Annotated in this window: 24 protein-coding genes and 1 riboswitch; of the genes, 6 read left to right on the top strand and 18 right to left on the bottom strand. The window is 48.3% G+C overall.

Features of this window, described 5'->3' with window-relative positions; translation table 11 throughout:
* Positions 1-90: 90 nt before the first annotated feature.
* Positions 91-1,794 carry a methyl-accepting chemotaxis protein gene (locus FKV70_RS02550; RefSeq protein ID WP_142611741.1) on the top strand — a complete coding sequence of 568 codons (1,704 nt, stop codon included), beginning with the start codon at positions 91-93 and terminating at the stop codon, positions 1,792-1,794.
* Positions 1,795-1,893: 99 nt separating this feature from the next.
* On the opposite strand, the gene FKV70_RS02545 is transcribed toward FKV70_RS02550, so the two are convergent.
* From FKV70_RS02545 to cobD, 10 genes are all read right to left on the bottom strand, one after another.
* Positions 1,894-3,513: a cobyric acid synthase gene (locus FKV70_RS02545; RefSeq protein ID WP_142611740.1), complete on the bottom strand. Its 1,620-nt coding sequence runs from the start codon at positions 3,511-3,513 to the stop codon at positions 1,894-1,896.
* 38 nt (positions 3,514-3,551) lie between these two features.
* The gene (gene cobS, locus FKV70_RS02540) at positions 3,552-4,421 is read right to left on the bottom strand and encodes an adenosylcobinamide-GDP ribazoletransferase (protein ID WP_142611739.1); all 870 of its coding nucleotides are present in this window, start codon (positions 4,419-4,421) and stop codon (positions 3,552-3,554) included.
* Positions 4,418-4,984 (bottom strand): bifunctional adenosylcobinamide kinase/adenosylcobinamide-phosphate guanylyltransferase, encoded by a 567-nt coding sequence (gene cobU / locus FKV70_RS02535; protein WP_142611738.1) that lies wholly within the window; start codon positions 4,982-4,984, stop codon positions 4,418-4,420. Before cobU ends, cobS begins: the two co-directional genes overlap by 4 nt.
* A complete protein-coding gene (gene cobT / locus FKV70_RS02530) occupies positions 4,981-6,063 on the bottom strand; it encodes a nicotinate-nucleotide--dimethylbenzimidazole phosphoribosyltransferase (RefSeq protein WP_142611737.1) in 1,083 nt (360 codons plus the stop codon). The genes cobU and cobT overlap by 4 nt, the downstream gene beginning before the upstream one ends.
* Positions 6,060-6,941, bottom strand: coding sequence for an ABC transporter ATP-binding protein (locus tag FKV70_RS02525; RefSeq protein WP_142611736.1), 882 nt, complete (start codon positions 6,939-6,941; stop codon positions 6,060-6,062). Before FKV70_RS02525 ends, cobT begins: the two co-directional genes overlap by 4 nt.
* Positions 6,938-7,984 (bottom strand): FecCD family ABC transporter permease, encoded by a 1,047-nt coding sequence (locus FKV70_RS02520; protein ID WP_063208175.1) that lies wholly within the window; start codon positions 7,982-7,984, stop codon positions 6,938-6,940. Before FKV70_RS02520 ends, FKV70_RS02525 begins: the two co-directional genes overlap by 4 nt.
* Positions 7,981-8,988 (bottom strand): ABC transporter substrate-binding protein, encoded by a 1,008-nt coding sequence (locus FKV70_RS02515; RefSeq protein WP_142611735.1) that lies wholly within the window; start codon positions 8,986-8,988, stop codon positions 7,981-7,983. The genes FKV70_RS02520 and FKV70_RS02515 overlap by 4 nt, the downstream gene beginning before the upstream one ends.
* Before the next feature lie 209 nt (positions 8,989-9,197).
* Positions 9,198-9,389: riboswitch (cobalamin riboswitch) on the bottom strand.
* Between the two features lie 125 nt (positions 9,390-9,514).
* Positions 9,515-10,246 carry a histidine phosphatase family protein gene (locus FKV70_RS02510; RefSeq protein WP_142611886.1) on the bottom strand — a complete coding sequence of 244 codons (732 nt, stop codon included), beginning with the start codon at positions 10,244-10,246 and terminating at the stop codon, positions 9,515-9,517.
* Between the two features lie 14 nt (positions 10,247-10,260).
* Positions 10,261-11,232 (bottom strand): adenosylcobinamide-phosphate synthase CbiB, encoded by a 972-nt coding sequence (gene cbiB / locus FKV70_RS02505; RefSeq protein WP_142611734.1) that lies wholly within the window; start codon positions 11,230-11,232, stop codon positions 10,261-10,263.
* Positions 11,222-12,325 carry a threonine-phosphate decarboxylase CobD gene (cobD, locus tag FKV70_RS02500; protein ID WP_142611733.1) on the bottom strand — a complete coding sequence of 368 codons (1,104 nt, stop codon included), beginning with the start codon at positions 12,323-12,325 and terminating at the stop codon, positions 11,222-11,224. Before cobD ends, cbiB begins: the two co-directional genes overlap by 11 nt.
* 159 nt (positions 12,326-12,484) lie before the next feature.
* On the opposite strand from cobD, the gene lplA reads away from it, so the two are divergent.
* Positions 12,485-13,486: a lipoate--protein ligase gene (gene lplA, locus FKV70_RS02495; protein ID WP_064795577.1), complete on the top strand. Its 1,002-nt coding sequence runs from the start codon at positions 12,485-12,487 to the stop codon at positions 13,484-13,486.
* Positions 13,487-13,648: 162 nt separating this feature from the next.
* Entirely contained in the window at positions 13,649-14,449 is an 801-nt protein-coding gene (locus tag FKV70_RS02490; protein WP_064795373.1) for a Cof-type HAD-IIB family hydrolase, read from the top strand.
* 157 nt (positions 14,450-14,606) lie between these two features.
* Here FKV70_RS02490 and FKV70_RS02485 read toward each other — a convergent pair whose 3' ends face one another.
* Entirely contained in the window at positions 14,607-15,518 is a 912-nt protein-coding gene (locus FKV70_RS02485) for a DMT family transporter (protein ID WP_142611732.1), read from the bottom strand.
* A 132-nt stretch (positions 15,519-15,650) separates the two neighbouring features.
* Here FKV70_RS02485 and FKV70_RS02480 point away from each other — a divergent pair, with 132 nt between their 5' ends.
* A complete protein-coding gene (locus FKV70_RS02480) occupies positions 15,651-17,159 on the top strand; it encodes an aminotransferase-like domain-containing protein (protein ID WP_142611731.1) in 1,509 nt (502 codons plus the stop codon).
* Positions 17,160-17,163: 4 nt separating this feature from the next.
* Here FKV70_RS02480 and FKV70_RS02475 read toward each other — a convergent pair whose 3' ends face one another.
* Both FKV70_RS02475 and FKV70_RS02470 read right to left on the bottom strand, forming a co-directional pair.
* Complete coding sequence (locus FKV70_RS02475) at positions 17,164-17,934, bottom strand: MBL fold metallo-hydrolase (RefSeq protein WP_063208154.1); 771 nt, start codon at positions 17,932-17,934, stop codon at positions 17,164-17,166.
* 151 nt (positions 17,935-18,085) lie between these two features.
* Entirely contained in the window at positions 18,086-19,147 is a 1,062-nt protein-coding gene (locus tag FKV70_RS02470) for a sulfate/molybdate ABC transporter ATP-binding protein (RefSeq protein WP_142611730.1), read from the bottom strand.
* 219 nt (positions 19,148-19,366) lie between these two features.
* Here FKV70_RS02470 and FKV70_RS02465 point away from each other — a divergent pair, with 219 nt between their 5' ends.
* Positions 19,367-19,768, top strand: coding sequence for a secondary thiamine-phosphate synthase enzyme YjbQ (locus FKV70_RS02465; RefSeq protein ID WP_063208147.1), 402 nt, complete (start codon positions 19,367-19,369; stop codon positions 19,766-19,768).
* A 174-nt stretch (positions 19,769-19,942) separates the two neighbouring features.
* On the opposite strand, the gene FKV70_RS02460 is transcribed toward FKV70_RS02465, so the two are convergent.
* The 3 genes from FKV70_RS02460 to FKV70_RS02450 all read right to left on the bottom strand — a co-directional run bounded on the left by FKV70_RS02460 (position 19,943) and on the right by FKV70_RS02450 (position 22,664).
* The gene (locus FKV70_RS02460) at positions 19,943-20,524 is read right to left on the bottom strand and encodes a TetR/AcrR family transcriptional regulator (protein WP_063208144.1); all 582 of its coding nucleotides are present in this window, start codon (positions 20,522-20,524) and stop codon (positions 19,943-19,945) included.
* A 5-nt stretch (positions 20,525-20,529) separates the two neighbouring features.
* Positions 20,530-21,162, bottom strand: a complete 633-nt coding sequence (locus FKV70_RS02455; protein WP_063208141.1) for a YigZ family protein — start codon at positions 21,160-21,162, stop codon at positions 20,530-20,532.
* 146 nt (positions 21,163-21,308) lie between these two features.
* A complete protein-coding gene (locus tag FKV70_RS02450) occupies positions 21,309-22,664 on the bottom strand; it encodes a glucose-6-phosphate isomerase (RefSeq protein WP_063208138.1) in 1,356 nt (451 codons plus the stop codon).
* Between the two features lie 250 nt (positions 22,665-22,914).
* Between FKV70_RS02450 and FKV70_RS02445 the strand changes: the two genes are divergently transcribed.
* On the top strand, positions 22,915-23,814 hold the full coding sequence (locus FKV70_RS02445) for an NAD(P)-dependent oxidoreductase (protein WP_064795376.1): 900 nt from the start codon (positions 22,915-22,917) through the stop codon (positions 23,812-23,814).
* Between the two features lie 101 nt (positions 23,815-23,915).
* Here the strand turns inward: FKV70_RS02445 and ppnP are convergent, their stop codons facing one another.
* Together ppnP and tkt are read right to left on the bottom strand one after the other, a co-directional pair.
* Positions 23,916-24,230: a pyrimidine/purine nucleoside phosphorylase gene (gene ppnP, locus FKV70_RS02440; RefSeq protein WP_063208132.1), complete on the bottom strand. Its 315-nt coding sequence runs from the start codon at positions 24,228-24,230 to the stop codon at positions 23,916-23,918.
* 288 nt (positions 24,231-24,518) lie between these two features.
* Positions 24,519-26,564, bottom strand: a complete 2,046-nt coding sequence (gene tkt, locus FKV70_RS02435; RefSeq protein WP_142611729.1) for a transketolase — start codon at positions 26,562-26,564, stop codon at positions 24,519-24,521.
* Positions 26,565-26,931: the final 367 nt, after the last annotated feature.

The following is a 26,931-nucleotide window of genomic DNA, read 5'->3' as shown; positions in this document are numbered from 1 at the left end:
CATGGCTGTCTAGTACCTCATTGGACAAGCGGCCTACATCAAGCAGGGCAATCGTCTGTTTTATTACCATTATGTGAGAGGAGAATTTTCATGAAGCTTTTTAATCGTTCTCTAGGCGCAAAATTACGGATTATGTTTTTGTTGATTCAGCTCTTTGCGTCCCTTTTGTTCAGCATCAGTTTCTATGCAGTAGCCATGAGTATCATTAATAGCAGTGTCATGCCTCAAGTAGATCAACTGCTAGAAACTGGAGCAAAAAATGTGTACCAGGATCTCAATATTTCCTTAGCGGTTCAGGCTGGTCAAGGAAGTGGTTCTGATTCGGGCTCTGCTATGCAGATGGAAGCTTATCTTCAAGACAAGGTCGACACCCTCAAATTAGAATCGGCATATATTGCGGTTCTGAAGGATGATGGTAAGGCCGAAGTTGTCGCACGAAACGTAAAAGCAGCATACAAGGTTAAGGATACGCTCGTACCTGTGGAAGATATTAAAAAAGCAAAGCAAGGCGAGATGAATATTAGTGACATGTACAGTGATCCGCACGGAATTCACAAAACCGCCTTCTTTGCCATATCAGGCAGTAATCTAGTTCTTGGCGTGAACGAAGATGTCGGATTTGTACAGGAAAAATCCCAACAAATACTATGGATTTGCATAGGTATTACCTTGGTAACACTCCTGCTAGGCGGAATTATTTCTACCCTTGTCATACGTAAAGTTGTGCAGCCCATTGCCGAATTGGTTCGTCATAGTGAAAAAATTGCCCAAGGTGATCTGTCGCAAGAAGCGAAAGTTCATGGTGTTAATGAAATTGCTCAACTTGCCCGCAGCTTCCAATCTATGTCTCATAACTTAAAAGAAATGATTGGTCATGTCCTTTCTACATCAGGGGCGGTTGTTGAAGGCTCGGACGAGCTGCTTCGTCGGACTGAGGCTATGAGTGTAAAAGTACAGGACTCTACAGCTGCTGCTGAAGAAGTAGCCAAGGGCAGTACCAGCATCGCTTCGGCCGCTGCTGAAAATGCGCAGGCTATGGAGGAGATCGCTCAAGGGGTTCAGTATATCGCCTCCTCCGCCAACGATGTATCTGATCAAATCAGCGAAGCGACGAAAGAAACGGTCAACGGGAATACGCTCGCTCAAAAAGCTGTAGCTCAAATGTCACAGGTAGGACATGTTGCCGATGAGTCGCTTCGACACATACATAGTATGAACGAACGCTCAGAAGCCATTGGCAGCATCGTTTCTGCAATTTTCGATATTACAAAGCAGATTCAAATGTTGTCTCTGAATGCCTCCATTGAGGCTGCCCGCGCAGGCGAACATGGACGGGGCTTTGCTGTAGTTGCCGGAGAAGTTCGCAAGCTCGCAGAGCAATCCAAAGAAGCAACACAGGAGATTTCGGACTATTTGGTTACTATTCAGGAAGTATCGAAGCAATCGGTGGACTCTGTGACCCAGGTTAGCCGTGAGATTCACTCGGGAACGGAGATGGTTCAGCAAGCAAGTTTTGCCTTTAGCCAGCTGAGTGAGCTCATGCAAAAGATTAACGCTACGATTCAAACCGTATCCGCAGCAACGGAACAAGTATCCGCCAGTTCGGAGGAAGTATCTGCTTCCGTGGAAGAAACAGCTCTCATCGCTGCCAATGCACAGCATATGATTCAGGAAATCGGTTTAAATGCCGATGAGCAACTGAATGAAATGGAAAGCCACAGTGAGGTTGTTCGTCAATTAAGCCAACAAGCAACGGAGCTGCAAAAAGCGGTTGAAAAGTTTAAAATTAAGTAAGCTGATATCCTAAAAGAGGTATCTCTCAGTCACAAAAATGACTGTAGAGATACCTCTTTATTTTTTTAAAGCGATTTAAAGGAACTTCCATGAAGAATTTTATGAATTCATCCCCAGAATGCGATAGATTTGCTCCATATCCAAATGAGCACGTACTACCTCTGCGACACGATCAAACTCCCGTTCCTTGGCTTCACGCACAGTAAAAGTGCTGTCCAAAGGCTTTAAGCCCTTGGCTTGTCTCAGTCCATCCAACCAGGATCGGCGAAAACGGTCATTATCAAACACACCATGCAAGTAAGTTCCCCATACCTTACCGTCAGTCGTGCCCCAACCTTCATCAAAGGTGTTTCCTTCTCCACGCTGAATCTGGAATAATGTTTTCATATTCGTTGAGTCTAAAGTTCTGTCTATAGATACATGTGGTTCTGTGACATGCTCCGTCACACCCATATGTATTTCATAACCTTCAATGACTGGTTTGGAGGCAGAACCTGAGTCAGGGGCAGTGCTTAGCAAAAGTGGACAATGACTAGACAGGATTCCTTGAACACGCACGGTTTGCTTTTCCTTTAAGAAGGTTGTGGATAAAGATAGCCAACCTAATCCATCTGCCTGCTGCGGCAACCCAGATTCGACAGCATCAGGGTCAAATAGCGCTGTACCCAGCATCTGATAGCCCCCACAAATACCAACCAGCTGCGTGCGTCCCGTCTTCATGGCCTCTCGAATGTCATCCTCCAACCCTCTTTCACGCAATTCCAGCAGGTCTCCGATGGTATCTTTGGTTCCCGGTAAGATGATGACGTCCGGTACGCCCAATTGTCCGGTCTCTGTGACATAACGTACGCTCACGTCAGGCTCTGCGGCCAAAGCATCCGTGTCCGTAAAATTGGAAATACGCGGATATCGTATCACTGCAATATCCAATTCTTTATCCTTTACTGACCGCTTAGGCATCTTGTCCAGTACGACCGAATCCTCTGCTTCAATACGAATGTCCGGCAAATAGGGCAATACACCGAGCACAGGAATGCCTGTCCGTTCTTCCAGCCAGTCTAATCCCGGTTGAAGCAGGGACAAATCGCCTCTGAATTTGTTAATGATAAATCCACGGATACGCTGTACTTCATGGGGTTCCAGCAATTCGATAGTCCCTACCAGAGAGGCAAAGACACCGCCCCGGTCGATATCCGAAACCAGCAATACTGGAGCATCCGCCCAGCCTGCAAGGTTCATATTTACAATATCGCGGTCCTTTAAATTAATCTCTGCGGGGCTGCCCGCTCCTTCCATAAGTACAATATCATAGGTATCGCGCAGCCGATTCAGCGCATCCATAACGGTATGCTTGGCTTGTGGCAAAAAATCCTTTCGGTAATCGGAGGCGCTCATATAGGCATAAGGTACACCGTGTACAACAATTTGTGAGTGCATATCCTTGACCGGCTTAATCAGAATCGGATTCATATCGGTCGTCGCCTCAATACCACAAGCCTCGGCCTGCACACCCTGAGCACGTCCAATTTCCTTGCCGTCCTCAGTAACATAAGAGTTTAACGCCATATTTTGTGACTTAAACGGTGCGGGACGATAGCCATCCTGCTTAAAGATCCGGCACAGCGCGGTCGTCACCACGCTTTTGCCCACATCCGACGCTGTTCCTTGAAGCATCAATATAGCGGCCGGGTTTGTGCAGGACGGTTTGAAAGTTGACAATTGCCTCTTCCCCTTTAACGAATTCAATTCAAATTTGGTCACAATCCGTACAAAATGACAATACACAGCAACAAAACCGCCTCCAGCAATTCGTTCAAAGCTCCGTATATATCCCCCGTAAGTCCCCCTAGGCGGCAGTTAATACGGTTTGCTGTAAAGCTTCCAACTCCGTAAGCCAAGAGCGGAAGCAACGCAAAGCCTAGCCAGATTGGAAGAGAGCCAGAATATGAAAGAAGCATCTGTAAGTATGCCCCTGCCAACGATAGTCCTCCTGCTTCCTCAGTCGCTATAGCAAAATCTGCAAAGATATATTGCCCTGCGGCAGCACATAGCGTCACTAATACTGCCCAGAATACGGCCAGTCCGACACGTCTACTATTCATATCAGCAAAACGCGCCGCCAGTCCATCATCGTTCCGGGCTTTAGGCCAGCGCATCATCGCATGTACCATGAACCAACGGCTCCAAACCATCGGAAGTATCAACAGGCCGGATACATTCCGTTCAACCAGCACCGTATACAGCAAAGAAGCCTTGAGCATGAGTAGCAGTACACAAGCAATCACACCCATCGCTCCTACACGGCTATCCTTCATAATCTCCAGCATCCGTTCACGGGACCTGTAGCTGAACAAGGCATCAGCCGCATCCATCCACCCGTCCAGATGCAGGCCGCCTGTCAACCATACCCAGATAGCAAGGGTAAGAATTGCACACGGCAGTGGTGGCAGCACCATAGCAGTAATCGCTGCAAAGCCCCAGACGATAATGCCAATAACCACTCCAACCAGCGGATAATAGCTTGCACTGCGTTTCAGCAGCTCCGGGGAGAAATCCAGCTCCGCCTTGATCGGTAGACGGGTTAAAAATTGAAAAGCTGCAGCAATAGCCTGACGTTCGCGGCTCATAGCTTATATTCCAACTGTTTAAGTTCTACGGGAATGCCCACCGTCACTAAAAAAACTTCATCACAAAGACGGGCGATCTGCTGATTCATCATCCCGCTCAAATCCCGGTACAACCTGCCAAGCGGATATTCTGGTACAATACCATCACCGACCTCATTGGTGACGATGACGAGCGATCCCGGATACTGCTCCACAGCTGCCGCCAGCTCATCCATGGCGGCTCTGGCCGTAGCTTCGCCGTCCTCACCTGCGGCCAGCAGCACATTCGACAGCCATAGGGTCAGGCAGTCGACCAGCACCATAGGCGCAGGTGAAGGCTGCGACGCTTGCGTGCCGCCAAGCCGCCGCAGCAGCTCCGGCAGCGCCTGCGCTTCCTCCAGCGTCTGCCAGTCATACCCGGCAGAATCGCGCTGGAGTCGATGAAGGGCGATGCGCTCCTTCATCTCCACATCATAGGCTTGCGCCGTTGCAATGTAGCAGGCGCGCGGGGCGCGCGTCATGCATAATCGCTCGGCAAAGCCGCTTTTTCCGCTGCGTGCCCCGCCGGTCACGAGCGCCTTCATCGCTGCGCGGCTCCCTGACCGTCCGATACACCTGCATCGGCAAAGGTCGCCATTTCGCGCATAATGCGGCACGCCGCGTCAATCAGGTGCAAGCTAAGCGCACCGCCCGTGCCCTCTCCGAGCCGCATGTCCAGCTGAAGCATAGGCTCCAGCTTGAGCTGGCGGAGCACCGCCGCGTGTCCGCGCTCATCCGAGGCGTGCGAAGCAAGCATGTACGCCGCGCTCGCAGGCGCAAGTGCGCGTGCAGCGAGGGCAGCCGCGCCGGAAATAAAGCCGTCCAGCACCACTGGACAGCGATGTGCGGCTGCGCCGAGGATGACGCCTGCCAGGGCGGCAATCTCCAGACCGCCGACCTTGGTCAGCACGTCCAAAGCGTCATTAGCATCCGGCTGATTCACATCCAATGCACGGCAGACAACGGCTATTTTACGGGTAAGCCCCGCTGAATCTACCCCCGTCCCTCGGCCTACGATAACTTCCGGCTCAAGCCCGGTGAGCGCACATACAACCGCAGCGCTGGCTGTCGTATTCCCGATCCCCAGCTCTCCGGTAACGAATAGCCGTGTGCCCCTTTTAACGGCTTCTGCTACGGCTTCTGCTACGGCTTCAGCTCCGGCTAAAACCGCCTGTTCCGCTTCCGTACGCAGCATCGCTGGCCCTTTAGCTATATTTGAAGTGCCCATGCGTACCTTACGGTTCACCAAATCCGGATGAGCAACATCCGCATTCACACCAACATCTATTACTTGGACATCGGCGCCCGCATGACGTGCCAACACATTAATTGCCGCGCCGCCTGACAGCATGTTATACAGCATTTGCTGCGTCACCTCTGCTGGAAAGGCGCTAACTCCCTCTTCACACACTCCATGATCCGCAGCCATGACCATTACCGTTTTACGATCAAATTCAGGCTTGTCCACGCCAGTAATTCCTGCTAACTGGATGGCCAAACTCTCCAGCTTTCCAAGACTGCCAGGTGGCTTTGTTAATTGGTCCAAATGTGCTGACGCTGCCGAAGCCGCCACCCCATCAGGCTGGGCAATGCTATCAATCAGCTGACGCAGCTTGTCGTTCATACTTTCCACTCCCTGCTCTTTTTAGTATGTTCACAATCTCCTATTGATTCTGCTGTAGACGCAGTGCTTCTGCGCAGCAAGAGCTGCGGCACACCGCTATCGGGATGCGGAAGCATCACAGGCTCAACACCATATACACGCCGAATCCGATCCTCTGTCAGCAAATCCGATGAAGTACCCAATCCTTCAACCATTCCATCCTTAAGTACAAGCAAATTATCGCAAAATTGAGCCGCCAAATTCAGATCATGCAAAACAGCAACGATCGTCACACCCGTTTCTTGGCGCCATTCTGCAAGCAATTCCATAAATTCAAGCTGATATCGCAAATCCAGATAGGTCGTAGGTTCGTCCAGCAGCAATATCTGTGGCTCCTGCACCATCACCTTCGCCAAAGCTACACGCTGTCGCTGTCCCCCACTCAAGCGGTCCAATGTCCTGTCGGCTAGTGAAGTTAGACTCAATCGCGCTAGAACTCGATCCGTAATCGCCTCTACGTCGACTCCTTTTTCCCTGCCAAGCCAGTCCTGATGAGGGAAGCGACCCATTTCTATAACTTCCCTGACCGTGTATCTTACTGGAGGAATCCCTTCCTGCTGGAGTACGGCTACAAATCGGGAAAGCTCTTTTCTGCTGTAGCTATCGATTTTTTTACCATAGATATGAACACTTCCAGAGGTCGGCTGGTCTACGCCAGAAAGCAGATGCAGCAAGGTCGATTTTCCACTCCCGTTCGGACCAATGATCCCCCACCAAGCTCCTTCGTCTACGTTCCAGCTAACATTCTTTAGCACATGGGATTCCCCATAAGCACGGCTCAGGCCCGCTACCTCTAATGCTCGATCACGCACCTTCAGTAATTCACTTTGTTCGGTCACAGCAGATCCCCCCTGCGCAGCTTCTTGTTCCGATACAGGAGATATGCAAAGAACGGTGCTCCCACAAAGGCAGTCATCACGCCTAAGGGAATTTCCGTTGGTGCTAACAACGTGCGAGCTGCGGTATCTGCCCAAGCCATAAAAATAGCCCCACCCAGTGCAGATAACGGAACAATCATCCGGTAATCGGGACCTGTCATCAGACGGATGATATGAGGTACAACGAGTCCGACAAAACCAATGACACCACATACCGAGACAGCGGCCGCTGTGAGCAAGGTAGATATGATCAGGACAGATAGCTTCGTCGCATCTACATGAACTCCCATATGTGCTGCCTGACGTTCACCCAAAGCCAGAATATTCAGTACCCGTGCCCGATTCCACAGGAACACCAGTCCTATGATCACGTAAGGTAACAGAATTCCTGTATATGACCAGCCTCGCAGACTGAGACTTCCCATCGTCCAGTACAATATTTCATTGACTGTTTCCTTCGACATGGCTGTCAAAAAAGAAACAATAGCTCCTAAAAAAGATTGCATCACCACACCTGATAAAATGAGGCTTTGTGTGGGAATTTTCCCACCTTCACGCGCCAACGTCAGCACCATCCACAGCGTCAGCATGCCGGTTATAAACGCGACTAGCGGAAGCGTCCATATCCCCACGAATGAAAATTGAAGTCCCCAATAAATCAGTACTGCCGCTCCTACCGAAGCCCCCGAGGATACCCCCAGTGTATACGGATCAGCCAGGGGATTACGCAGCACACCCTGAAATCCGGCTCCCGCTAGCGCCAGCGCTGCTCCGACCAACATTCCAAGTAACACACGTGGCAGTCTAACCTTCAAAATAATCTGCTCTGCGGATGTATTCCAGTCCGGTGTAAACGTATCACCTAACCATGGTAGGTGGTTGATCAAAATACCTGTGATCTGGCTGACCGGAAGACTGACCGAGCCGATGCCAAGACAGAGCAGCAGCGTCAGCAGCAGCAAAACAAGACCTGTCCCTCCAAAACCGATCAGTCTGCGGTTCATTTGAAAATTTCAGGATACACGCCCTTGGCTACTTCCTTGAGTCCTTCCGTTACGCGTGGACCTGGACGGCTGATCAAATTATCATCCACGGCAAATACACGGTTGTTACGGACAGCCGATATTTGATCCCATCCACTGCGAGCTTTAATGATATCGCCGAGGGTTTGACCTGTTTTGTCATCCTTGACACTTTTGCTGTACAAAATCACGTCAGGGTTGGCAGCTATAATATTTTCCTCACTGATTTGATACCAGCCCTTCTGCGTGGCACCTACGTTTTCTCCTCCCGCCAACGTAATCAGCTCGTCCATAAATTCGCCTTTACCCACTGTCCAGCCTGGTGAAAACTCGACGTATACCCGCAGCTTCTGCCCTTTGCCGATGTTTTTAACTCCTTCTTTCACTTCCGCTACATCTGCTCTCATCTTGTCGGTCACCGCTCTCGCTTCTTTCTGATGATCGGTGATTTTCCCATACAATTCGATGTTAGCTATGACATCTTCAACGGTTTTCGGTTCCGTTTTAAAAATCATAATTCCCATGTCACGCAGTTTGGTCGTAGCCTGTTCACTAAGTGAAATCCCTGCAAAAACGACATCAGGATTCGCAGCAATGATCGCCTCCTCGTTCGGCTTCATAATACCGCCCACTTTAGGCTTTTTCGTAGCCGCTTCCGGATAATCAGAGTAATCCGAAACACCGACAATTTCCTGATCCAGCCCGATGGCAAACAGTGCCTCGGTTTCTGCCGGGGAGACGGAAACGATCTTGTTCGGAGCCTTTTTAAATGTAAATTCCTGCCCTGTTGCATCCTTAACCGTTAGCGGGTAAACCGTTTTGCCCGGAGGTTCTTGGGCAGTTACGGTCTGTCCCGACTGCTGTGAGGAAGTTTGGCCCTCTTTATTCTCAACATTTTTTCCATTCGTGCCACATGCACTCAGCACAACTGCCAATATCAGTGCCAATAGACCTGTTGACCATACCTTTATTTTTTTCCCTGCCATGTTTTGCACCCCTTCATATAAAAATCGTTAAGAGCGTTACTTGAACTTCATCCGATATTTCCCTCATTCCAGCCTTCTTTTCCTATCAAAAACCCCCGCATCCTCATATCAGGACGCAGGGGTCACGTAAGCACAGATTGTATGCAGGCGGGCAGCTTCTTTCCGCATGGACAGTCACTGCGAACACGTCATCCTTTCCTCGAAGGATTATGGTGACAGGCAGATGGGCAGGTATCCTGACTTATGGAAGATGCATGTCCTGATATGCTTTTATATGCTTGGCGGCACATAAAGCAGGGCTAGCGAACATGTTTCCATTTACAGTGGCGGGACCGTGTCGGATTCACACCGACTTCCCTTTTAACAACGCAATGAAGGAAACCATAGTTTCCTCACACGGCGCCGACCTCGTCTGCTGGATATTTGATGTAGTGGTAGTCAAGCCGTTCTTTTACTTGATGATTATAGGTTAAAAAGAGTCGGCTTACAACCCAAACTGCCGCTTTATTCACCGTCTCTTCTCTAATTAAGAAAGCAATCTTGCTATACATTTGTGCGGTCCTGCCCATCTTAACTGAATCCTAGACGCTTCTCCCGGTTTTGGATTCAGGCTCCAAAAATCATGTCCAGGTATCAGCATGCAGGCTAATTGGCGAATTACACCACCATGCGTGACAATCAAAACAGAGGGCGGCTCAGCATTCGACTCTGTGGGCTGAACCTTCAAAGCAGTGCGCCTCGCAAACAGAGAGCCAAGGAATTCACGCAGACGATTCACAAAATGGTTCCATGACTCTCCTCCAGGTGGGGTGATTCGTTGCGGCTCATCAATCCAAGCACGATATAGCGCCACATCCTTGAGCATGTCATACGTTTGTCCATCCCACTCGCCAAAGTGAAGCTCTCGCAGACGGGGTTCCATCATAGGAGGCATAACAGATAATGTTGATTCCGGCAAAATGATCTGCAAGGTCTGGCGACATCGCATCAAATCGCTGCAATAGATTCGAGCAAAGGAATGCCCCTGCAATTTTTCCTGTAAAGGCTGTAACTCCTGCTCAGTTCCTGATAGCAAACCCAAGTCGGTGTGTCCCAGATATCGACGTTCCTTATTCCATAAGGTTGTGCCATGACGAACTAGCATGAGCTCCATGTCCCACTGTGGATCTTCTTTAGCATCATGCGGCTCATTAACCTGTTGTAAGCTCGGACTTAGTACACATTCTTGCGTTATTTTCCCTTCTATATCTTGTCTCAACATGATGTCACTCCTCATTGCACCCATCCCAAGGCAAAATACCCTGCGGCTCCTAGCAAGCACAATCCAACAAACATAGTGGATACAGCGAACATCAGCCGGATCGTATGCCGGATATCCTGCGACTCCAGCGGTCGTAGCCCTTCGCCCATGTAGGCACGAAAGGAGCGTACGCCGTGGTAGACGTTATAGCCACCAAGACGAATCCCCAGTGCACCTGCCACCGCTGATTCGGGGAAGCCGCTGTTGGGGCTTGGGTGCAGACGGGCATCCCGCTTGACTGTGCGCCAGCTTCGTACAGCATCCAGCCGATGCAACCAGGCCGCTATTACAAGCATAGCTGCTGTCAGGCGAGCCGGAATGTAATTAGCTACATCATCCAGACGTGCTGAGGCCCAGCCTAAATACAGATACTTTTCATTTTTGTAGCCGACCATCGAATCAAGCGTATTTACAGCTCGATATGCTAGTGCCAAGGGAGCTCCCCCGATCAGAGCATAAAAAAGTGGGGAAATAATGGCGTCCACGATATTTTCAGCGACCGTTTCGACGGTACCACGCACAATTTCAGGCTCGTCAAGCTGCTGCGTATCCCTCCCGACAATCATGCCTAGCTCCCGACGTGCCGCAGCCAGGTCGTTCGCCTGCAACGCTCGGTATACGGCCATCCCTGCATCCTTTAGCCCTTTGGAAGCAATTGTTGTAGCGATCAGAACAATTTCTACGACGACAGACAGCCACGGGTGAATCCATGCAAGCACACGCAACAGTCCCCAAGCAAGCACAAAGGAGCCTCCTGCCACTATGAGTGGGAGCAGTATGCCCGCGCGTTTCAGTCCCCGGTCACTACGGACCTTACGACGAATCGCTTTTTCCAATGCTGAAATGGCATGTCCCATCCCGATGACTGGATGCGGCAACCATCTCGGATCACCGATTAGCCTGTCCAGTAGATAGGCTGCCATGATTACCAAGCTAACGATCACGCCGCTGATCCTCCTCCAGCACTTCACCCAGTGCAGTCAGCAGCCTATCATTGGCTTCGGCGTCCTTGACCGCAACTCGAAAATGACTCGCCGACAGTCCTGGATACATGGCACAACTACGTATAAGAATTCCACGTTGTCCAAGCGCCCGCTGAATAGCCGATGCACTCCACGTTCCCGGTGCTCTTGCCAGCACGTAATTGGCTTCGCCAGGAACGACACCGCAGCCCCATTCCGCCAAGGCAGCCAATAAGCGACTGCGCTCCGTAGCGATCAGTTCCTGTGTGCGGCGTTCATAAGCTTGTCCGCTTCTCAGACAGGCCTCGCCAGCCAGCAACGCCAATCCATTAACACTCCAGGTCACCTGTTTGGCCGTCATTCGCCGGATATAGTCCGGATGAGCAATCGCATAGCCCAATCGTAAGCCAGGAATGGCATAAAATTTGGTCATCGATCGGATCAAAATCACATGAGGATAGCGCTCCAGCACAGGCAGTAGCGAGATTTGCCGTTCCAGTGGGATAAAATCAATAAATGCTTCATCTACCACCAGCACGGTACCCGATCTGCCAGCCGACTCTGCCAGTTCGTATAGCTCCTGCTCGCCATATTGCACCCCGTTCGGATTATTCGGCTGCCCTAGGAACAATACATCTACCTGCTCCATGAGCTGAAAGATGTCTTCCACATCCGCCTTCCATTGAAGCGAGGCCTTCCCGTATACCCGGTGAACCTCGGCTCCGAATTTACCAGCCAGCTCAGCATATTCGGAAAAACACGGCTCCACAGTACCCACACGCTTGGGAGCCAATCCTAATAGCAGGAGCGCCATGCTTTCAGCCGCGCCGTTACCGATACTCAGCGACTCGGGTGGAACATGCAGCCGCCGTGCGAGCATATTTTTAAAATGGCGGTGTCCAGGGTCTGGATAGCGAATCACCGTGTCAAATGAGCTTTGCAGCGCTTCAAGCACCTCCGGTGGCGGACCGAGCGGATTAATATTCGCACTAAAATCCACAAAATCAGCCGCAGCTCCGCCAAATGTCGCGGCAGCTGTTTCCCTGTCCCCGCCATGACCGTAAACCTCTATCATTGCCTCTCATCCTTTCCGCCCGTTTCCAATCATTTAGCTCCATTATGAGGCTGCTTTTTGCGTTCCGTCAATGCAAATGAGCTTTTGTACATAGCTCACTTGGGTTACAATAGAAGGAGGCACACATAAATTACACAGTTTATATACGGAGGAATGGACATGCTGTTCATCGACAACCAGGGCATACACGACCCAGCCATTAATCTTGCTATTGAGGAATATGCGCTCAAGCATTTACCGCTGGACGACAGCTATCTGCTGTTTTACATTAATCAGCCTTCTATTATTATAGGCAAGCATCAAAACACCGTTGAAGAAATCAACGCTGAATTTGTGAGAGACAACAATATTCAAGTCGTTCGTCGCCTGTCCGGCGGTGGGGCTGTATATCATGATCTCGGTAATTTAAATTTCAGCTTCATTACCAAGGATAACGGGGAGTCCTTTCATAATTTCCTCAAATTTACGCAACCTGTGATTGACGCCTTGCACCAAATGGGAGTAGAAGCCGAAATGACAGGACGCAACGATCTGCAGGTCGGAGAACGTAAAATTTCAGGAAACGCCCAATTTGCCACACGTGGACGCATGTTCAGCCACGGTACATTGATGTTCAACCTGAATCTGGACAATGTGGCTGCATCGCTGCACGCCAATCCCGAAAAATTCAAATCCAAAAGCACAAAATCCGTCCGCAGTCGCGTGGCTAATATCAGCGAGCTGATGGACCGTGAAATGACCATAGAACAATTTCGCGAGGAACTGCTGCGCTCCATCTTTGGCTCAGAATTGGATCAGGTGCCTCAATATAAGCTCACCGATGAGGATTGGGCTAAAATCCATAAAATTTCCAAAGAACGCTATCAGTCGTGGGATTGGAACTACGGTCTATCTCCGGAGAGTAATATCAAGCACACACGTAAATTCCCGGTCGGTATTATAGATATCCGTATGGATCTGAAGGAAGGCTACATCCGTGATATTAAAATCTACGGGGATTTCTTCGGCGTAGGTGATGTCGCTGATATTGAAAATATCCTGCGCGGCAAGCGCTATGAGGAAGGCGAGGTCCGTCAAGCTCTATCCTCTCTCGATTTGAAGCATTACTTCGGTAATATTGAGCTAGACGACTTTGTTGGACTTGTATTTTTGGAAGACTAACCGTTACTTTTTTCCATGGTTTCAAACCAATACTTCAGTGGTTATAAGGGGATGGGCTCTTATGGGCGCCGTCCCTTTTTTAATGCAATATTGTCATTTTGAATATTATAAGATACAATTTTAATATTGCCCCATGATAGAGATAAAGGAGAGAATACCGATATGTATAAATTAATTGCCATTGATATTGATGATACTCTCATTAATGACCAGAAAGAAGTTACTCCAGCGACACAACAGGCTTTGGAAGCTGCTGTAGCTAAAGGTGTGGTGGTTACTCTCGCGACTGGACGTGCTTATGCTTCCGCGCACAAAATTGCACGCCAGACGGGGTTAAACGTACCGATCATTACGTACCAGGGAGCTCTGGTTAAAAACTTGCTGGACGAAAAAGTACTGTATGAGCGTTATGTTCCACTCGTAGCTGCACGTCGTCTCTATGAATTCTGTGTGGAACGCAATCTGCATCTGCAAACGTATATAGATGACAAATTGTACACACGTGAAGATAATCAGAAAATTAAAGATTACACCGAGCTGAATAACACGGAATATTTTGTCGAGCCTGTGTTCAGTAAAGTTATAGAGCAACCTGCTCCTAAATTGCTGATTATTGACGAGCCGGAAGTGCTGGATGAATTAATTCCCGAACTGCGTGAGCTGCTTGGCAGCGAGGTGCATATCACAAAATCAAAGCCTCATTTTCTGGAAATCATGCATCATGAAGGCACCAAGGGCCACGCGCTTACCTTCCTTGCAAACCATTTTGGCTGTGATCTGTCGGAGACCATTGCCATTGGCGACTCTTGGAATGACCATGAAATGCTGGAATGTGCTGGTCTTGGCATCGCGATGGAGAATGCGATTCCTGATTTGAAAAAGCTGGCTGATTACATTACTCGCAGCAATAACGAAGACGGTGTCAAGCATGCCATCGATAAATTTATACTCAATGTTGAATAAGCAAAAAAGTGACTGTTAACGGATATACCTAAATGAACAAATTACATCAACAAAGCCTCCAAACGCCGCTTGTTTAGTTACATACGGCAGTTTGGAGGCTTCTTCTGTCATATCTCATTCTGTCATGTCTCATAATAATCTAACAACTTTCAAAATATCAGGCTACAGAACGTACTTTACGTCTGTTCACCAGACGAATGATTCCATTGTTCATACACATCAATCCGATCACGATGAGCAGCACCCCTGCCAGCATCCACCAGCTTACGTGCTCTCCATATAAAAAAGCACCCAGGCCTACAGCAATCGGTGGTGAAATATAGAGCCATGTAGTCGGAAACAAGGGATTCGTACGCGCCATAAGCCAGTAAAAGAGTGTCTGCGCAATCATAGAACCAAACAAAATCAAATAAAATAGAGATCCCATAGCAGGCAGCAGATTCCACTCCCCAGAATTCCAAGGCTCTGTGAAAGCCGACAGCACTAGCAGCATCCAACCACCATGGAACATTTGTGCCGCATTCAAGGCAATCGGGTTCGTATCACGAAACGCATCCATGACTCGTTTGGAATACAGAGCTCCACCCGAATAACACAGTTCACCCAGCAAAATGGCCATGCAACCTGCCAACCACAGACCGCTGATTTGAACGGCCAAGCCGGGCAATACCACCAGTACGACCCCAAGAAAGCTGATCATGCAGCCCATGAGCGTAATTCTCGTCGTTTTTTGCCGCAGTATTGCAGACTGCATCAGCACAATCATCATCGGTCCGGTGGCTGATAAAATAGCACCAATTCCCGAGCTGACATATTGCTCTGCCCAATACAGTGTTGAGAATGTGCCGAAGGTCGTTCCCGTTCCAATCAGCAGTATTTCCTTACGCCATAATAACGACCACCGAACCTTTCCCAAAAGTCTCATCGCTATAAACAAAATTGCCCCAGCTACCATAAAACGTGTGCCTGCCGATAGGAATGGTGGAAGTCCAGCTTCCACCCCCACTTTGATAGCCAAAAATGTGGTGCCAAAAATAAGACACATAACTGTAAAGGCGATACCAACCATGACACTTCCCTCTCCTTTCTATTACTCACAAGCATACAAGGAGACAGACAGAACAGATGGGCAACCACAGAACAGTTGTACACGTTTTTGAAGTGCTGTATAGTACAATACACACAAAGGAGCGTGGACCGCATGGGCAAAGATAACAGCGAATTATTGTTTTCAACGGAACAGATCTCGACATATCCGGGCTTAAAGCTGTATGAGCAGGTCGTCCATTACATAAATGTGCGGATGGAGCGCGGGGACTGGCCAGCAGACGCTAAATTGCCGTCTGTGCGAAGCCTGGCTCAGGAACTGGGTGTACACCGGTTAACTGTATTCCGGGCATATCAGGAGTTAAAGCAACAAGGACGTATCTATGTAAAGGATAAATCGGGATATTACGCTCATGCTTCCCATGCAGCAGAATTGGGGCCATTTACTACCTATTCGGAGCGTTCATCCACAAGACGGATCTTCCATTCAGAATCCACTTACATGGCAGACGATCCGTCTGTTTCTGTCTGGAGGGGGATGGATGGACTCACCCAGGTTCATGCCGTAAACGCGGATTTCCAATTTTCCAAGGCCCTGATTGATCCCTCTCTCCTACCCAACCGATATTGGAGAGAACTAATGATGCAGGTGTTTGAAAAGCATCCGAAAATCGCGGCTACTTATTCTGCTGTACAAGGAGACGCTGAGCTTCGTGATGCCATGGCGCAGCATTTTAGCACAGATAAGCATTTCGCAGTATCAACCGACGAAGTACTGATTACCTCCGGCGCACAGCAAGCCATTGACCTGGTTTCCCGTTCTCTGATCCGTACAGGAGATCGTGTATTAATCGAACGTCCAGCCTATGGCCCCGCCATGGAAATATTCCGCAGACAAGGCGCCCGCCTGACTGTAACGGATATACGACCGGAAGGTTATGATATGGATCACATTGAATGGTGCCTGAAAACGGAAAAACCTCGTCTCTTTTATATGAATCCGACATTTCACAATCCGACTGGCTTTACGATCCCTGATGAGCAGCGCAAACGACTGCCCGAACTGGCCGAGCGCTACGGCTGTCTTATTGTCGAGGATGACAGCACCTATGATATCAGCTTTGGGCAAAAGCCGCCTTCCCCCATTTTCGCCTATGATATCTCAGGAAGCGTCGTCTATATTCGGAGCTACAGCAAATATGTTGCACCTGGTCTGCGAATCGCAGCCGTTACCTGTCGGCGTCAGCTCATGAACAGCCTGCTAAGCGTCAAAGCGCTAGTGGACAATGGATCACCGCTGCTGAATCAAAAGCTGTTTTTACAATACTTTCAATCCCCACGTATGCAGCAGCATCTAAAAAAGCTATGCATCGCGCTCCAGATTCGCAAGGAAATGATGGAGACCAGTCTCCGTGATTCAGGCTGGACATGGACTAGTCCGACGGGAGGACTCAACCTGTGGCTCCAGCTACCCTCTACGATCAAACCCAATGAGCTGCTGGCCAAAAGTATACAAAAGTCTGTTTCCTTTGTGCCGGGCAATGTATTTGATCCCATCGGCGCAGAGGGTAAAACGCATATACGGTTGTCCTATTCCTACGCTAATGAGCTGCAAATCAGAGAAGGGATCTCCACACTTCTACGCATCAGCCGAACGATGTGAATCGTTATTCTAACGGCAAACTCATGCCGGTGTGTGCCAAACTAATCCCTTCCAGCAGCCCGTAGTTGTGTGTGATATCCACATCATGGGACATATGTGTAAATACCGTGCTTCCGGGCTTCAGTCTTCCTACAAGCTCCTGAGCTTCCAGCATGTCATATACCGAGCGGGTGGCATACTCGGCCTCTTCATGGTAAAAACTTGTTCCCAGCACGAGTAAATTCAGGTTATGTAGAGGCAAAATCTCCGCCTCATTCAGTCCGATTGAATCCGAACAGTAGGCCCATGAGAAGCCGTCTTTTTCCAGACGATAAGCGTAAGCATATCCGTTCTTCCCGTGATTCACACGCCAGCCCCGGATGTTCCATCCGCCAAGTTGGACTCCCTGATCTACTGGAATAAGGTCCAAGTTTCCAGAGAGCCAGGAAAATTGACGTAAGATCGTATCGATCACTTCCTGTGGAGCGAACAAGCGCCCTCGGTTCCCGGTCCAGCGACAGGCATCCGCCCATTCTGGCAATCCTCCAATATGGTCAAAGTGTGCATGCGTCACAAGGATCGTAGGGATAAAACGCAGGCCGCGCAATTCCAGCTGTCTGCGCCAATCGGGGCCACAATCAATCATAAAATCCTCTGTCTCGCTTTCAATCAGCACAGACGACCTCAACCTTACATTCGCTCCTGTCGTGCGAGCCTCCATGCACACAGGACAATCACAATATACACGTGGAACCCCCATTGCATCCCCCGTGCCAAGAAAAATAAGCCGATTCATGATTTAACTCCTATCTATCTGGGTGTTTTTACTACTATTATAACGAACATACCAAGTCTGCGTAAATCAGTCCAGCAATCAACGACAAAAAGAGCATGTCTAAAGCCGGAAAATCAGGCTAGACACCCCCTCAGTCGTGATCGTTTTATTTTTAAATGATGATAGGCATCGGGTCTTCCTTCAGACGGTTCTCCACCATCCAGCTGGACTCCTCATTATATAGATAGGCCCGATGCACCAACACTCGCACCTGCTGACCAGGCTCCAGCGTAGATTTCTCCAGCGAACGGTATGTTATGAGACGCTGGTCACCGACCTGTACTTCAACCATCCATTCACTCCCGCGAAAATGCAAATGCTTCACTATGCCTTCCTCGGTTGCCGACAGGAGCGCAAATTCCTCACTCGGTCCGACATCAATGTACTCTGGACGAATCAAGGCACGTGTTCCCACTCCGGCCGCCTCCTCAAAGCCCCTGAGACTACCCGCCTGTTCAATCACCGTGGATTCCCCAATAAAGGAAGCCACAAACGGGGTTCCCGGTTTTTTATAAATATCCCAAGGCGTTCCCTTCTGCTCCAGCCGTCCTTGATTAATCACCATAATTTCATCCGCTACTTCAATCGCCTCATCCTGATCATGGGTGACGAAAATAGACGTAATACCCACTCGCTCAATCAGCTCTCGCAACCAGGTGCGCAGCTCCTGGCGAATCTTGGCATCAATAGCTGCAAACGGCTCATCCAGCAGCAGCAGTTGAGGCTCTGGTGCCAAAGCACGCGCAAAAGCAACCCGCTGTCGCTGTCCACCCGACAGCTGATGCGGATAACGATGCTCAAAGCCTTTGAGCCCCGTTAGTTCAACCAGTTCAGCGACTTTTTCCTTGATGTGAGTTTTGGAGCTTTTTTTCACTTTCAAGCCAAAGGCAATATTGTCGTACACGCTCATATGCTTAAACAAAGCATAGTTTTGAAATACAAATCCGATTCCACGCTCTTGTGGTGCCAGCTCGTTTACCCTTTTTCCGTGAAAATGGATCTCTCCTGCATCCGGCTGCTCCAGCCCCGCCAAAATGCGAAGAATGGAGGTCTTCCCCCCGCCACTTGGACCAAGCAAACCAATAAGATGGCCCGTCTGAATATCAAAAGATACGTCCTTTACCGCATGAAAATTACCGAAATGCTTGTTTAACCCTCTTACTTCCACATGCATATCCGTACACTTCCTTTCCGCCTCTGGACCCGTTTAGGAACAGCAGCAACCTTGCTAACCGCAAAGCACGCACCTATTTTGAGAGCATTTAATTATTCCAATAAACTTACTTTGTTTTTCTTATGTGATACTTTATCAAAGGAAAGCAATTTTCGTCAACTCTATATATTATCTTGAGTATGAAAAGGGTAAAGTAATACATAGAAAGGAGATGGATTCATGTTGCATACTTTTGAATTATCTACGACACGGCGAGATGAAATGCGTGATATTACACGCGAAGTTGCAGCCCTCATCGAAAAAAGCGGGGTGCAGCAAGGAACAGCATTAATTTATTGTCCACACACGACAGCCGGCATCGCTATTAATGAAAATGCCGACCCTGATGTCAAACATGATGTTATTTTGAGGCTGGATGAGGTTTATCCATGGGAGCATCCCCAATATCGTCATATGGAGGGAAATACGGCGTCCCACCTAAAATCCATTACGACAGGCCCCTCACAAACGGTTATCATTCATGAGGGTAAGCTGTTGCTTGGGCGATGGCAGGGACTTTATTTTTGTGAATTCGACGGCCCACGCAGACGTCAGTACTATGTCAAAATTATGAAGGGCTGACGGGGACGTACAAAAAAAACAGACGATGATATTCTCCCGCTGGATACATCATCGTCTGTTAAATTCTTAGTCGCTTTCGCAAAGTACCGTAATGATTAGTCACCGTCATGAAGTGAAAGCACCCAAAAAAGCGCCCTACATGTTTATGGCTGAAGCGTGTGAATGCAGGTACGCTCATAGGTGTCTGCACAGCAGCTTTACATGTGCTAAAGCAGCAGGCCTGATCTCTTCAAATGTTAATCCGTCCTGAATATAAAATGACACAAAGCCATGCATGGATAAAAACAGACTTTTCGGTACCCTGGAGCATTCTTCCTCCGAATGTCCCTGATCACTCAATTCCTGGCGAATCATAGATGCGAATAATTCTACACAACGGTTTTGTTCTGTACGACAGTATGCAAATAGTTCTTCATCATGCATCATGAACATAATTTCGTACTGATATGGATTTTCCAAGCCAAAACGGATATATTCCAGCATCAAGTACTCCAATCTGCTCAAGCCATCATCAGGCGTGCCTGTTGTTGCTTGCAGTAGAATCCCACGCAAGGTATTGAAATCTTCAATCACAATGGCGTAGAACAGTTCAGCCTTCTCTTTAAAATGATAATATAATGAACCATGACTGTAACCCAGATGCTGGCCAATGCTGCGCATTGAAATCGCACGGTAGCCCTTGGTGATAAACAAGTGCCTGGCCGCTTCCAGAATCCGCCCTCTTGACAACTCCTGTTCTACTGCTCTTCTAGCCATATTATTTATTCCCCTTCAATAAAGTAAAGCTGCTCTCCCTCCGACACAAGCGATTGTCCTTGTGTCAAGTCGGTTATCCAGTTGCAGAAGGATTCCGCATCACCAGCCAGCGGCAGACAGGTTAAAGTAACTTTATCCGTAAACATCGTTTCTCCGGTACGGATGCTGCGATTGCGTAATTCATTTTCCACTTTGCCCAACCAGGTATAATCCAATTCCACAAAAACCTCACGATGCAGCACACGCGTAATCGCATCCCCTGCCTCAATAGCTGCAACAGCACCATCTGAGTATGCGCGAATCAGTCCGCCTGCTCCCAGCATAATTCCGCCAAAGTAACGGGTAACCACAATAGCGACATTTTTCAGCTTCTGATTGCGGATGACCTCCAAAATAGGCTTTCCTGCCGTCCCGCTTGGTTCTCCGTCATCCGATTGCTTTTGGATTTCGTCTCTTTCCCCAATCATATAAGCCGAACAATTATGGGTAGCGTTCCAATGCTCTTTCTTGATGCGTTCTATGAAAGCAACTGCTTCTTCCTCAGTTTCAACAGGCTGAATATGGCCGATAAAACGGGATTTTCGGATTACAATTTCCTTGTTGCCGGCACCGCGTACGGTTCGGTATTGTTCCAACATACACGTATAACCTTCCTTACTTCATTTTACAAGAAAGCAGTTCCCCGCTTCTGGCAGCTGGCGAACTGCTTTCCTGTACTTAAATGTTGCTATACACCATAACGCTTCTGACCGAAACCTGTTTCGAATCAGAGATTATAGCTCCCTTATTCAGACAATCTTGCTTCAAGCTCCGCTTTTTCTTTTTCGAAGCCCGGTTTGCCAAGCAGAGCAAACATGTTCTTTTTGTAAGCTTCTACACCCGGTTGATCGAACGGATTTACGCCCAACAGGTAGCCGCTGATGCCGCAAGCCTTTTCGAAGAAATAAGCAAGGTAGCCAAAGGAGTAAGGGCTCAAGTCAGGAATATTTACAATCAGGTTTGGTACTTGTCCGTCTGTGTGAGCCAGTAATGTACCTTGGAATGCTTTTTTATTTACAAAATCCACCGTTTTGCCTGCCAGGAAATTCAGTCCATCCAGATCATCTTCATCTGCTTCGATGGTGATGTGACTAGGTACATTTTCTACTTGAATTACCGTTTCGAAAATGTTACGACTGCCTTCCTGAATGAATTGTCCCATAGAGTGAAGGTCTGTCGAGAAATCAACAGAAGCTGGATAAATGCCTTTATAATCCTTACCTTCGCTTTCTCCGTACAACTGTTTCCACCATTCGGATACGAAATGCAAAGACGGCTCATAGTTTACGAGAATCTCAATTGCTTTACCTTTGCGATACAAAGCGTTACGAACGGCTGCATATTGATAAGCCTCGTTCTCAGCAACATTCGGATTGCTGTATTCTTTGGAAGCGTCTGCCGCGCCCTGCATCATTTCCTCGATGTTAATGCCTGCTGTAGCAATCGGCAACAAGCCTACAGCTGTCAGTACGGAGTAACGACCACCGACATCATCAGGAATAACGAAAGATTCATAACCTTCCTCGTTAGCGAGCTTTTTCAAAGCGCCACGTTCTTTGTCCGTTGTCGCGTAAATACGTTTGCGCGCTTCTTCTTTACCATATTTTTTCTCCAGAGCTGCACGGAATACGCGGAAAGCGATAGCAGGCTCTGTTGTTGTACCTGATTTGGAGATGACATTGACAGAGAAGTCTTTTCCTTCAATCAGTTCCAACAAATGATTCATATATGTAGAGCTGATGTTGTTGCCTGCAAAATAGATGGCTGGACCCTTGCGTTGATCTTTAGGCAGCGCATTATAGAAGGAATGCGACAGCATTTCGATCGCAGCACGTGCTCCAAGGTAAGAACCGCCGATACCGATTACAATCAATACTTCGGAATCGCTTTGAATTTTAGCAGCAGCCTTTTGGATGCGCGCAAATTCTTCTTTATCATAATTGGTAGGCAGGTCAATCCAACCCAAGAAATCGGAGCCTACGCCTGTTTGGTTGTGCAATTGCTCATGAGCCAACTTGATAGGCTCTGCAAAATAATCAATTTCATGCTGACCTACAAAGGAGAGGGCTTTCGTGTAATCAAAAATAACTTTTTTAGACATGTTTGGAACCTCCTGTTTGGTATTACTAAGACCAGAATACGAACATAAGGACTTAGGAATAGGATACTTTAATTTGCTGAGCCTGACAAGCTTGCGTTACCTATATGTCCTGTGCCTTGTCAGACCCTGCTGTAGATAGGCTAGCATGCCCATGCTACAATGAAACATAGAACAATTGTTTCAATATTCAATTCAAGCCGAACTCGCATCTGCATCGGACGGCAACTTCCAACAAGAAAGGTGATTAGCAATGAAAAACATCGGATTTATCGGACTGGGCACGATGGGCGCCCCGATGGCATCCAATCTGCTAAAACAGGGATTCGGAGTCACAGTTTATAATCGTACTGCTTCGCGCTGCGAACCCTTGGTAGAGCAAGGCGCACGTACAGCTTCAACCCCTCGTGAAGCGGCCGAAGGGCAGCACCTGGTCATTACCATGGTCAGCGATGATCAATCAATACGTGACGTCTATTACGGTCAGGACGGTGTGTTTGCTGGTCTTACGGCTGGTATGACCGTGATGGACAACAGCACGATTTCACCTGAGCTGGTCAAACAACTGGCTGCTGAAGCGGACAAGCTGGGCTGTTCCTTCATTGATGCACCCGTAACAGGCAGCAAGCCTGCCGCTGTTGATGGAACACTCGTGTTCATGGTCGGCGGTCATGCAGAAGTGATTGCGGCACAGTCAGATGTTTTTGATACCTTGGGCAAAAAAGTGCTCCATATGGGGCCAAATGGCAGCGGAGCCGTAGCCAAGCTTGCTCACAATACGATGGTCGGTATAAATAACCTCGCTCTGGCTGAAGGCTTTGCTATCGCGGCTAAATCCGGCATTCCAGCAGACAGCTTCCTAGAATTGGTACAGCTCGGATCGGCAGGCAGCAAAGCCGCTGACCTCAAAGGGCGCAAAATCATTGAGCATGATTTTAGCAACCAGTTCTCACTTGCTCTGATGCTCAAGGATTTGAAGCTCGCTTCCTCACTAACAGACAGCCTGTCCATCCCTACGCCCATGTTGTCCATAGCCAAAAGCTTGTTTCAAGCCGGACAAACACAAGGCTACGGCGATGAGGATCTATCTGCCGTCGTAAAAACATACGAAGCATGGATTGGCCGCACCATTGGTGGTCAGCCTCTTGAGTAAGCCGTTTCTTTGTAAGCATAATGCTGTGCGTTAATGATGACACAGCTTTAGGGTAAGAACACTTGGCTTGTAGCCTGAGTGCTCTTACCCTTTTCAGCTAATTATTCAGGATAAGAACAGCAATAATCCGTTACACTTCGCACTTCCAGCTTGAAGGAAGACTTCGCAGGTACATGAAAGGTTGACGTGCCTTGTATTTCCAGCCATTCCTCGGAACCTGGAAGCAACACTCTCAGATCCCCTGCCAAAATCTCCATGATCTCACGGGAATCCGTACCGAATTCGTACGTTCCCGGCAGCATAATCCCCAGTGTTACCTTACTACCGTCACCCAGGATAACTGTACGACTTGTAACCTGACCATCGTAATAAACATTTGCTTTTTTAATTACGCTTACTCCATCGAACTGTGTCATTCGTTATCCCCTCATCTGCTCTCAATGGTGAATGAATATGGTGCATCATAACATAATTTGGATTCCAGTTTCAGTATGAAAATACACACTGTATCGGTGTACTCTATAGACGATCATCCAAAAGACATTTTTCCGCAAAATACAAATGTATGAAACAAACAGCCGTAAGCCTTACTCAGGTTACGACTGTTTGTAATACATGGATTGCCACGATCAGGTAGGTCGTTTGCCAGCAATACACGATCATTGCTTTATGGACAAACTCTTCCTAATTGCTGCTCCAGTGGTTTATTTCAACAAAGCTTTTACACGGCTAACCACGTTCTCTACTGTAAAACCGTATTCCTTAATTACGCGGTCACCAGGAGCGGATGCGCCAAATGTGCTGATACCGAGAATGTCGCCTTGGTCGCCAACATATTTTTCCCATCCCAGTGGATACGCCATTTCTACAGCCAAACGAGCTTTAACTTCAGGCAGCAGAACGGAATCTTTGTAAGCTTTGTCTTGTTTTTCGAACAGATCCCAGCTTGGGAAGCTGATAACGCGAACCTGAATACCTTGCTCTGCCAATGCTTCCTGTGCTTTAACAGCCAGTTGTACTTCGGAGCCTGTAGCCAGAATTTGAGCAACCGGTTTGCCGTCTGTTGCATCTGCAACCACATAAGCACCGCGTTTGATTCCTTCGCGTGCATGTTCAGCAGTAGCAGCCAGGATTGGCAAGTTTTGACGAGTCAATACCAGTGCAACCGGGTTTTTCTTGTTTTCCAGCGTGTAAGCCCAAGCAGCAGAAGTTTCATTACCGTCAGCCGGACGAATGACCGTCAAGTTCGGGATAATGCGCAGAGAAGCCAATTGTTCGATCGGCTCATGAGTTGGGCCATCTTCACCGACAGCAATACTGTCGTGAGTCAGAACGTAGGTTACAGGCAATCCCATCAGAGCCGCCAGACGAACAGCCGGACGCAGATAATCTGTAAATACGAAGAATGTACCGCCAAATACTTTTACACCTTGGTGCAGCGCCATACCGTTCATCGCAGCAGCCATACCGAACTCGCGGATACCGAAGTAAATATTACGGCCAGCGTAATCTTCTGGCGTAAAGTTCGTCAGGTTGTTCAAATGTGTCATCGTGGAGCTTTCCAAGTCAGCAGATCCACCTGTCAGGAAAGGAACATTTGGAGCCAATCCGTTCAATGCATTACCAGAAGCTACGCGAGTTGAAACCGCTTTGTCTTCTGTAGAGTATTTCGGAAGATCACGATCCCAACCTTCAGGAAGATCGCCCTTTACAGCTGTTTCGAACTGAGCTGCCAAATCAGGGTGAGCTGCTTTGTATTTCGCGAATTGTTCATCCCATGCTTTATTAGCTGCGATACCGCGCTCTTTTACTTTAGCAAAGTGCTCGCGAACCTCTTGTGGTACATGGAAGTCCTCTTCGTATACCCATTTGTAGAATTCTTTAGTCAGCTTGGCTTCTTCTGCTCCCAGCGGGGAACCATGAGTACCGCCGTGTCCGCCTTTACCTTGTTTGTTCGGGCTTCCGTAGCCGATAACTGTTTTCACTTCAATCAACGTAGGACGGGTTGCATCAGCTTGCGCTTCTTCAATTGCTTTTTGGATAGCTGGAAGATCATTACCATCTTCTACACGCAGCACTTGCCAGTTGTATGCTTCAAAACGTTTGGCAACACTCTCGGAAGAGGACAGATTAAGTTTGCCATCCAGTGTAATATCATTGGAATCAAACAATACGATCAGCTTACCCAGTTGAAGGCGACCAGCCAGCGAAGCGGCTTCATGCGAAATCCCTTCCATTAGATCGCCATCGCCACAGATAGCATATGTGAAGTGATCCACAACTTTAAATCCGTCTTTATTATATGTTGCACCCAGTTGTGCTTCTGCCATAGCCATACCTACGGACATTGCCAAACCTTGTCCCAGAGGTCCAGTGGTAGCATCTACACCAGCAGTGTGTCCAAACTCAGGGTGACCCGGTGTACGGCTGCCCCATTGGCGGAATTGCTTCAGCTCTTCCATAGGCAGGTCATAGCCGCTCAGGTGCAGCAGGCTGTATAGCAACATAGAACCGTGTCCTGCAGACAGTACAAAACGGTCACGGTTCACCCATGTAGGGTGATCTGGGTTATGGTTCATTGTTTTAGCAAAAAGTTGGTAGCCCATTGGCGCGGAGCCCATCGGCATACCAGGGTGTCCTGAATTCGCTTTCTCGATGGCATCAATTGCCAACGTACGAATGGTTGTGATGGACAAATTGTCGATCATGGAGTTTTCATCCTTTTGAATCGCTTGGTTCTGGTCAGTCATGGTTTGCCTCCTCATATTGTATGAAGTATGTCAATTGCATTCGGTCATACTCTTCAATATCACCGTCCCATATAGAGACAGAGACTATTGAAGTGAGTGAATCTGCTTGAATGTTTCAATATGACTTATACACTCATAAGTATTGTACCATTTGCCGTGGAAGTTTGCCAGATCGTTTGTAAAGATGATTGTCGAATTGTACTGAGCCCTCATATCAATATACCCGTTATGTATCAACCTCATTTAAAAAATAAGAAAAATCGCAAAAAAATTTATATAGGGGCCTGTGACGCAAACACCACAAAAAAAAAACAAAGCCCATTATGAGTTAGGCTTTGTTTTATCCGAAATGTGTATTCACAAGTTT

It is taken from the genome of Paenibacillus ottowii (assembly GCF_006874425.1).
Taxonomy (GTDB): Bacteria; Bacillota; Bacilli; order Paenibacillales; family Paenibacillaceae; genus Paenibacillus; species Paenibacillus ottowii.
The sequence above is the reverse complement of the archived record's forward strand: the minus strand, read 5'-3'. Positions and strand labels throughout refer to the sequence as shown.

Coding starts and splice junctions, on each gene's coding strand:
- FKV70_RS02550 (WP_142611741.1), top strand. CDS start 91: ATGAAGCTTTTTAATCGTTCTCTAGGCGCAAAATTACGGATTATGTTT.
- cobS (WP_142611739.1), bottom strand. CDS start 4,421: ATGAGCCGCGAACGTCAGGCTATTGCTGCAGCTTTTCAATTTTTAACC.
- cobU (WP_142611738.1), bottom strand. CDS start 4,984: ATGAAGGCGCTCGTGACCGGCGGGGCACGCAGCGGAAAAAGCGGCTTT.
- cobT (WP_142611737.1), bottom strand. CDS start 6,063: ATGAACGACAAGCTGCGTCAGCTGATTGATAGCATTGCCCAGCCTGAT.
- FKV70_RS02520 (WP_063208175.1), bottom strand. CDS start 7,984: ATGAACCGCAGACTGATCGGTTTTGGAGGGACAGGTCTTGTTTTGCTG.
- FKV70_RS02515 (WP_142611735.1), bottom strand. CDS start 8,988: ATGGCAGGGAAAAAAATAAAGGTATGGTCAACAGGTCTATTGGCACTG.
- cobD (WP_142611733.1), bottom strand. CDS start 12,325: ATGATAGAGGTTTACGGTCATGGCGGGGACAGGGAAACAGCTGCCGCG.
- lplA (WP_064795577.1), top strand. CDS start 12,485: ATGCTGTTCATCGACAACCAGGGCATACACGACCCAGCCATTAATCTT.
- FKV70_RS02490 (WP_064795373.1), top strand. CDS start 13,649: ATGTATAAATTAATTGCCATTGATATTGATGATACTCTCATTAATGAC.
- FKV70_RS02485 (WP_142611732.1), bottom strand. CDS start 15,518: ATGGTTGGTATCGCCTTTACAGTTATGTGTCTTATTTTTGGCACCACA.
- FKV70_RS02480 (WP_142611731.1), top strand. CDS start 15,651: ATGGGCAAAGATAACAGCGAATTATTGTTTTCAACGGAACAGATCTCG.
- FKV70_RS02475 (WP_063208154.1), bottom strand. CDS start 17,934: ATGAATCGGCTTATTTTTCTTGGCACGGGGGATGCAATGGGGGTTCCA.
- FKV70_RS02470 (WP_142611730.1), bottom strand. CDS start 19,147: ATGCATGTGGAAGTAAGAGGGTTAAACAAGCATTTCGGTAATTTTCAT.
- FKV70_RS02465 (WP_063208147.1), top strand. CDS start 19,367: ATGTTGCATACTTTTGAATTATCTACGACACGGCGAGATGAAATGCGT.
- FKV70_RS02460 (WP_063208144.1), bottom strand. CDS start 20,524: ATGGCTAGAAGAGCAGTAGAACAGGAGTTGTCAAGAGGGCGGATTCTG.
- FKV70_RS02455 (WP_063208141.1), bottom strand. CDS start 21,162: ATGTTGGAACAATACCGAACCGTACGCGGTGCCGGCAACAAGGAAATT.
- FKV70_RS02450 (WP_063208138.1), bottom strand. CDS start 22,664: ATGTCTAAAAAAGTTATTTTTGATTACACGAAAGCCCTCTCCTTTGTA.
- FKV70_RS02445 (WP_064795376.1), top strand. CDS start 22,915: ATGAAAAACATCGGATTTATCGGACTGGGCACGATGGGCGCCCCGATG.
- ppnP (WP_063208132.1), bottom strand. CDS start 24,230: ATGACACAGTTCGATGGAGTAAGCGTAATTAAAAAAGCAAATGTTTAT.
- tkt (WP_142611729.1), bottom strand. CDS start 26,564: ATGACTGACCAGAACCAAGCGATTCAAAAGGATGAAAACTCCATGATC.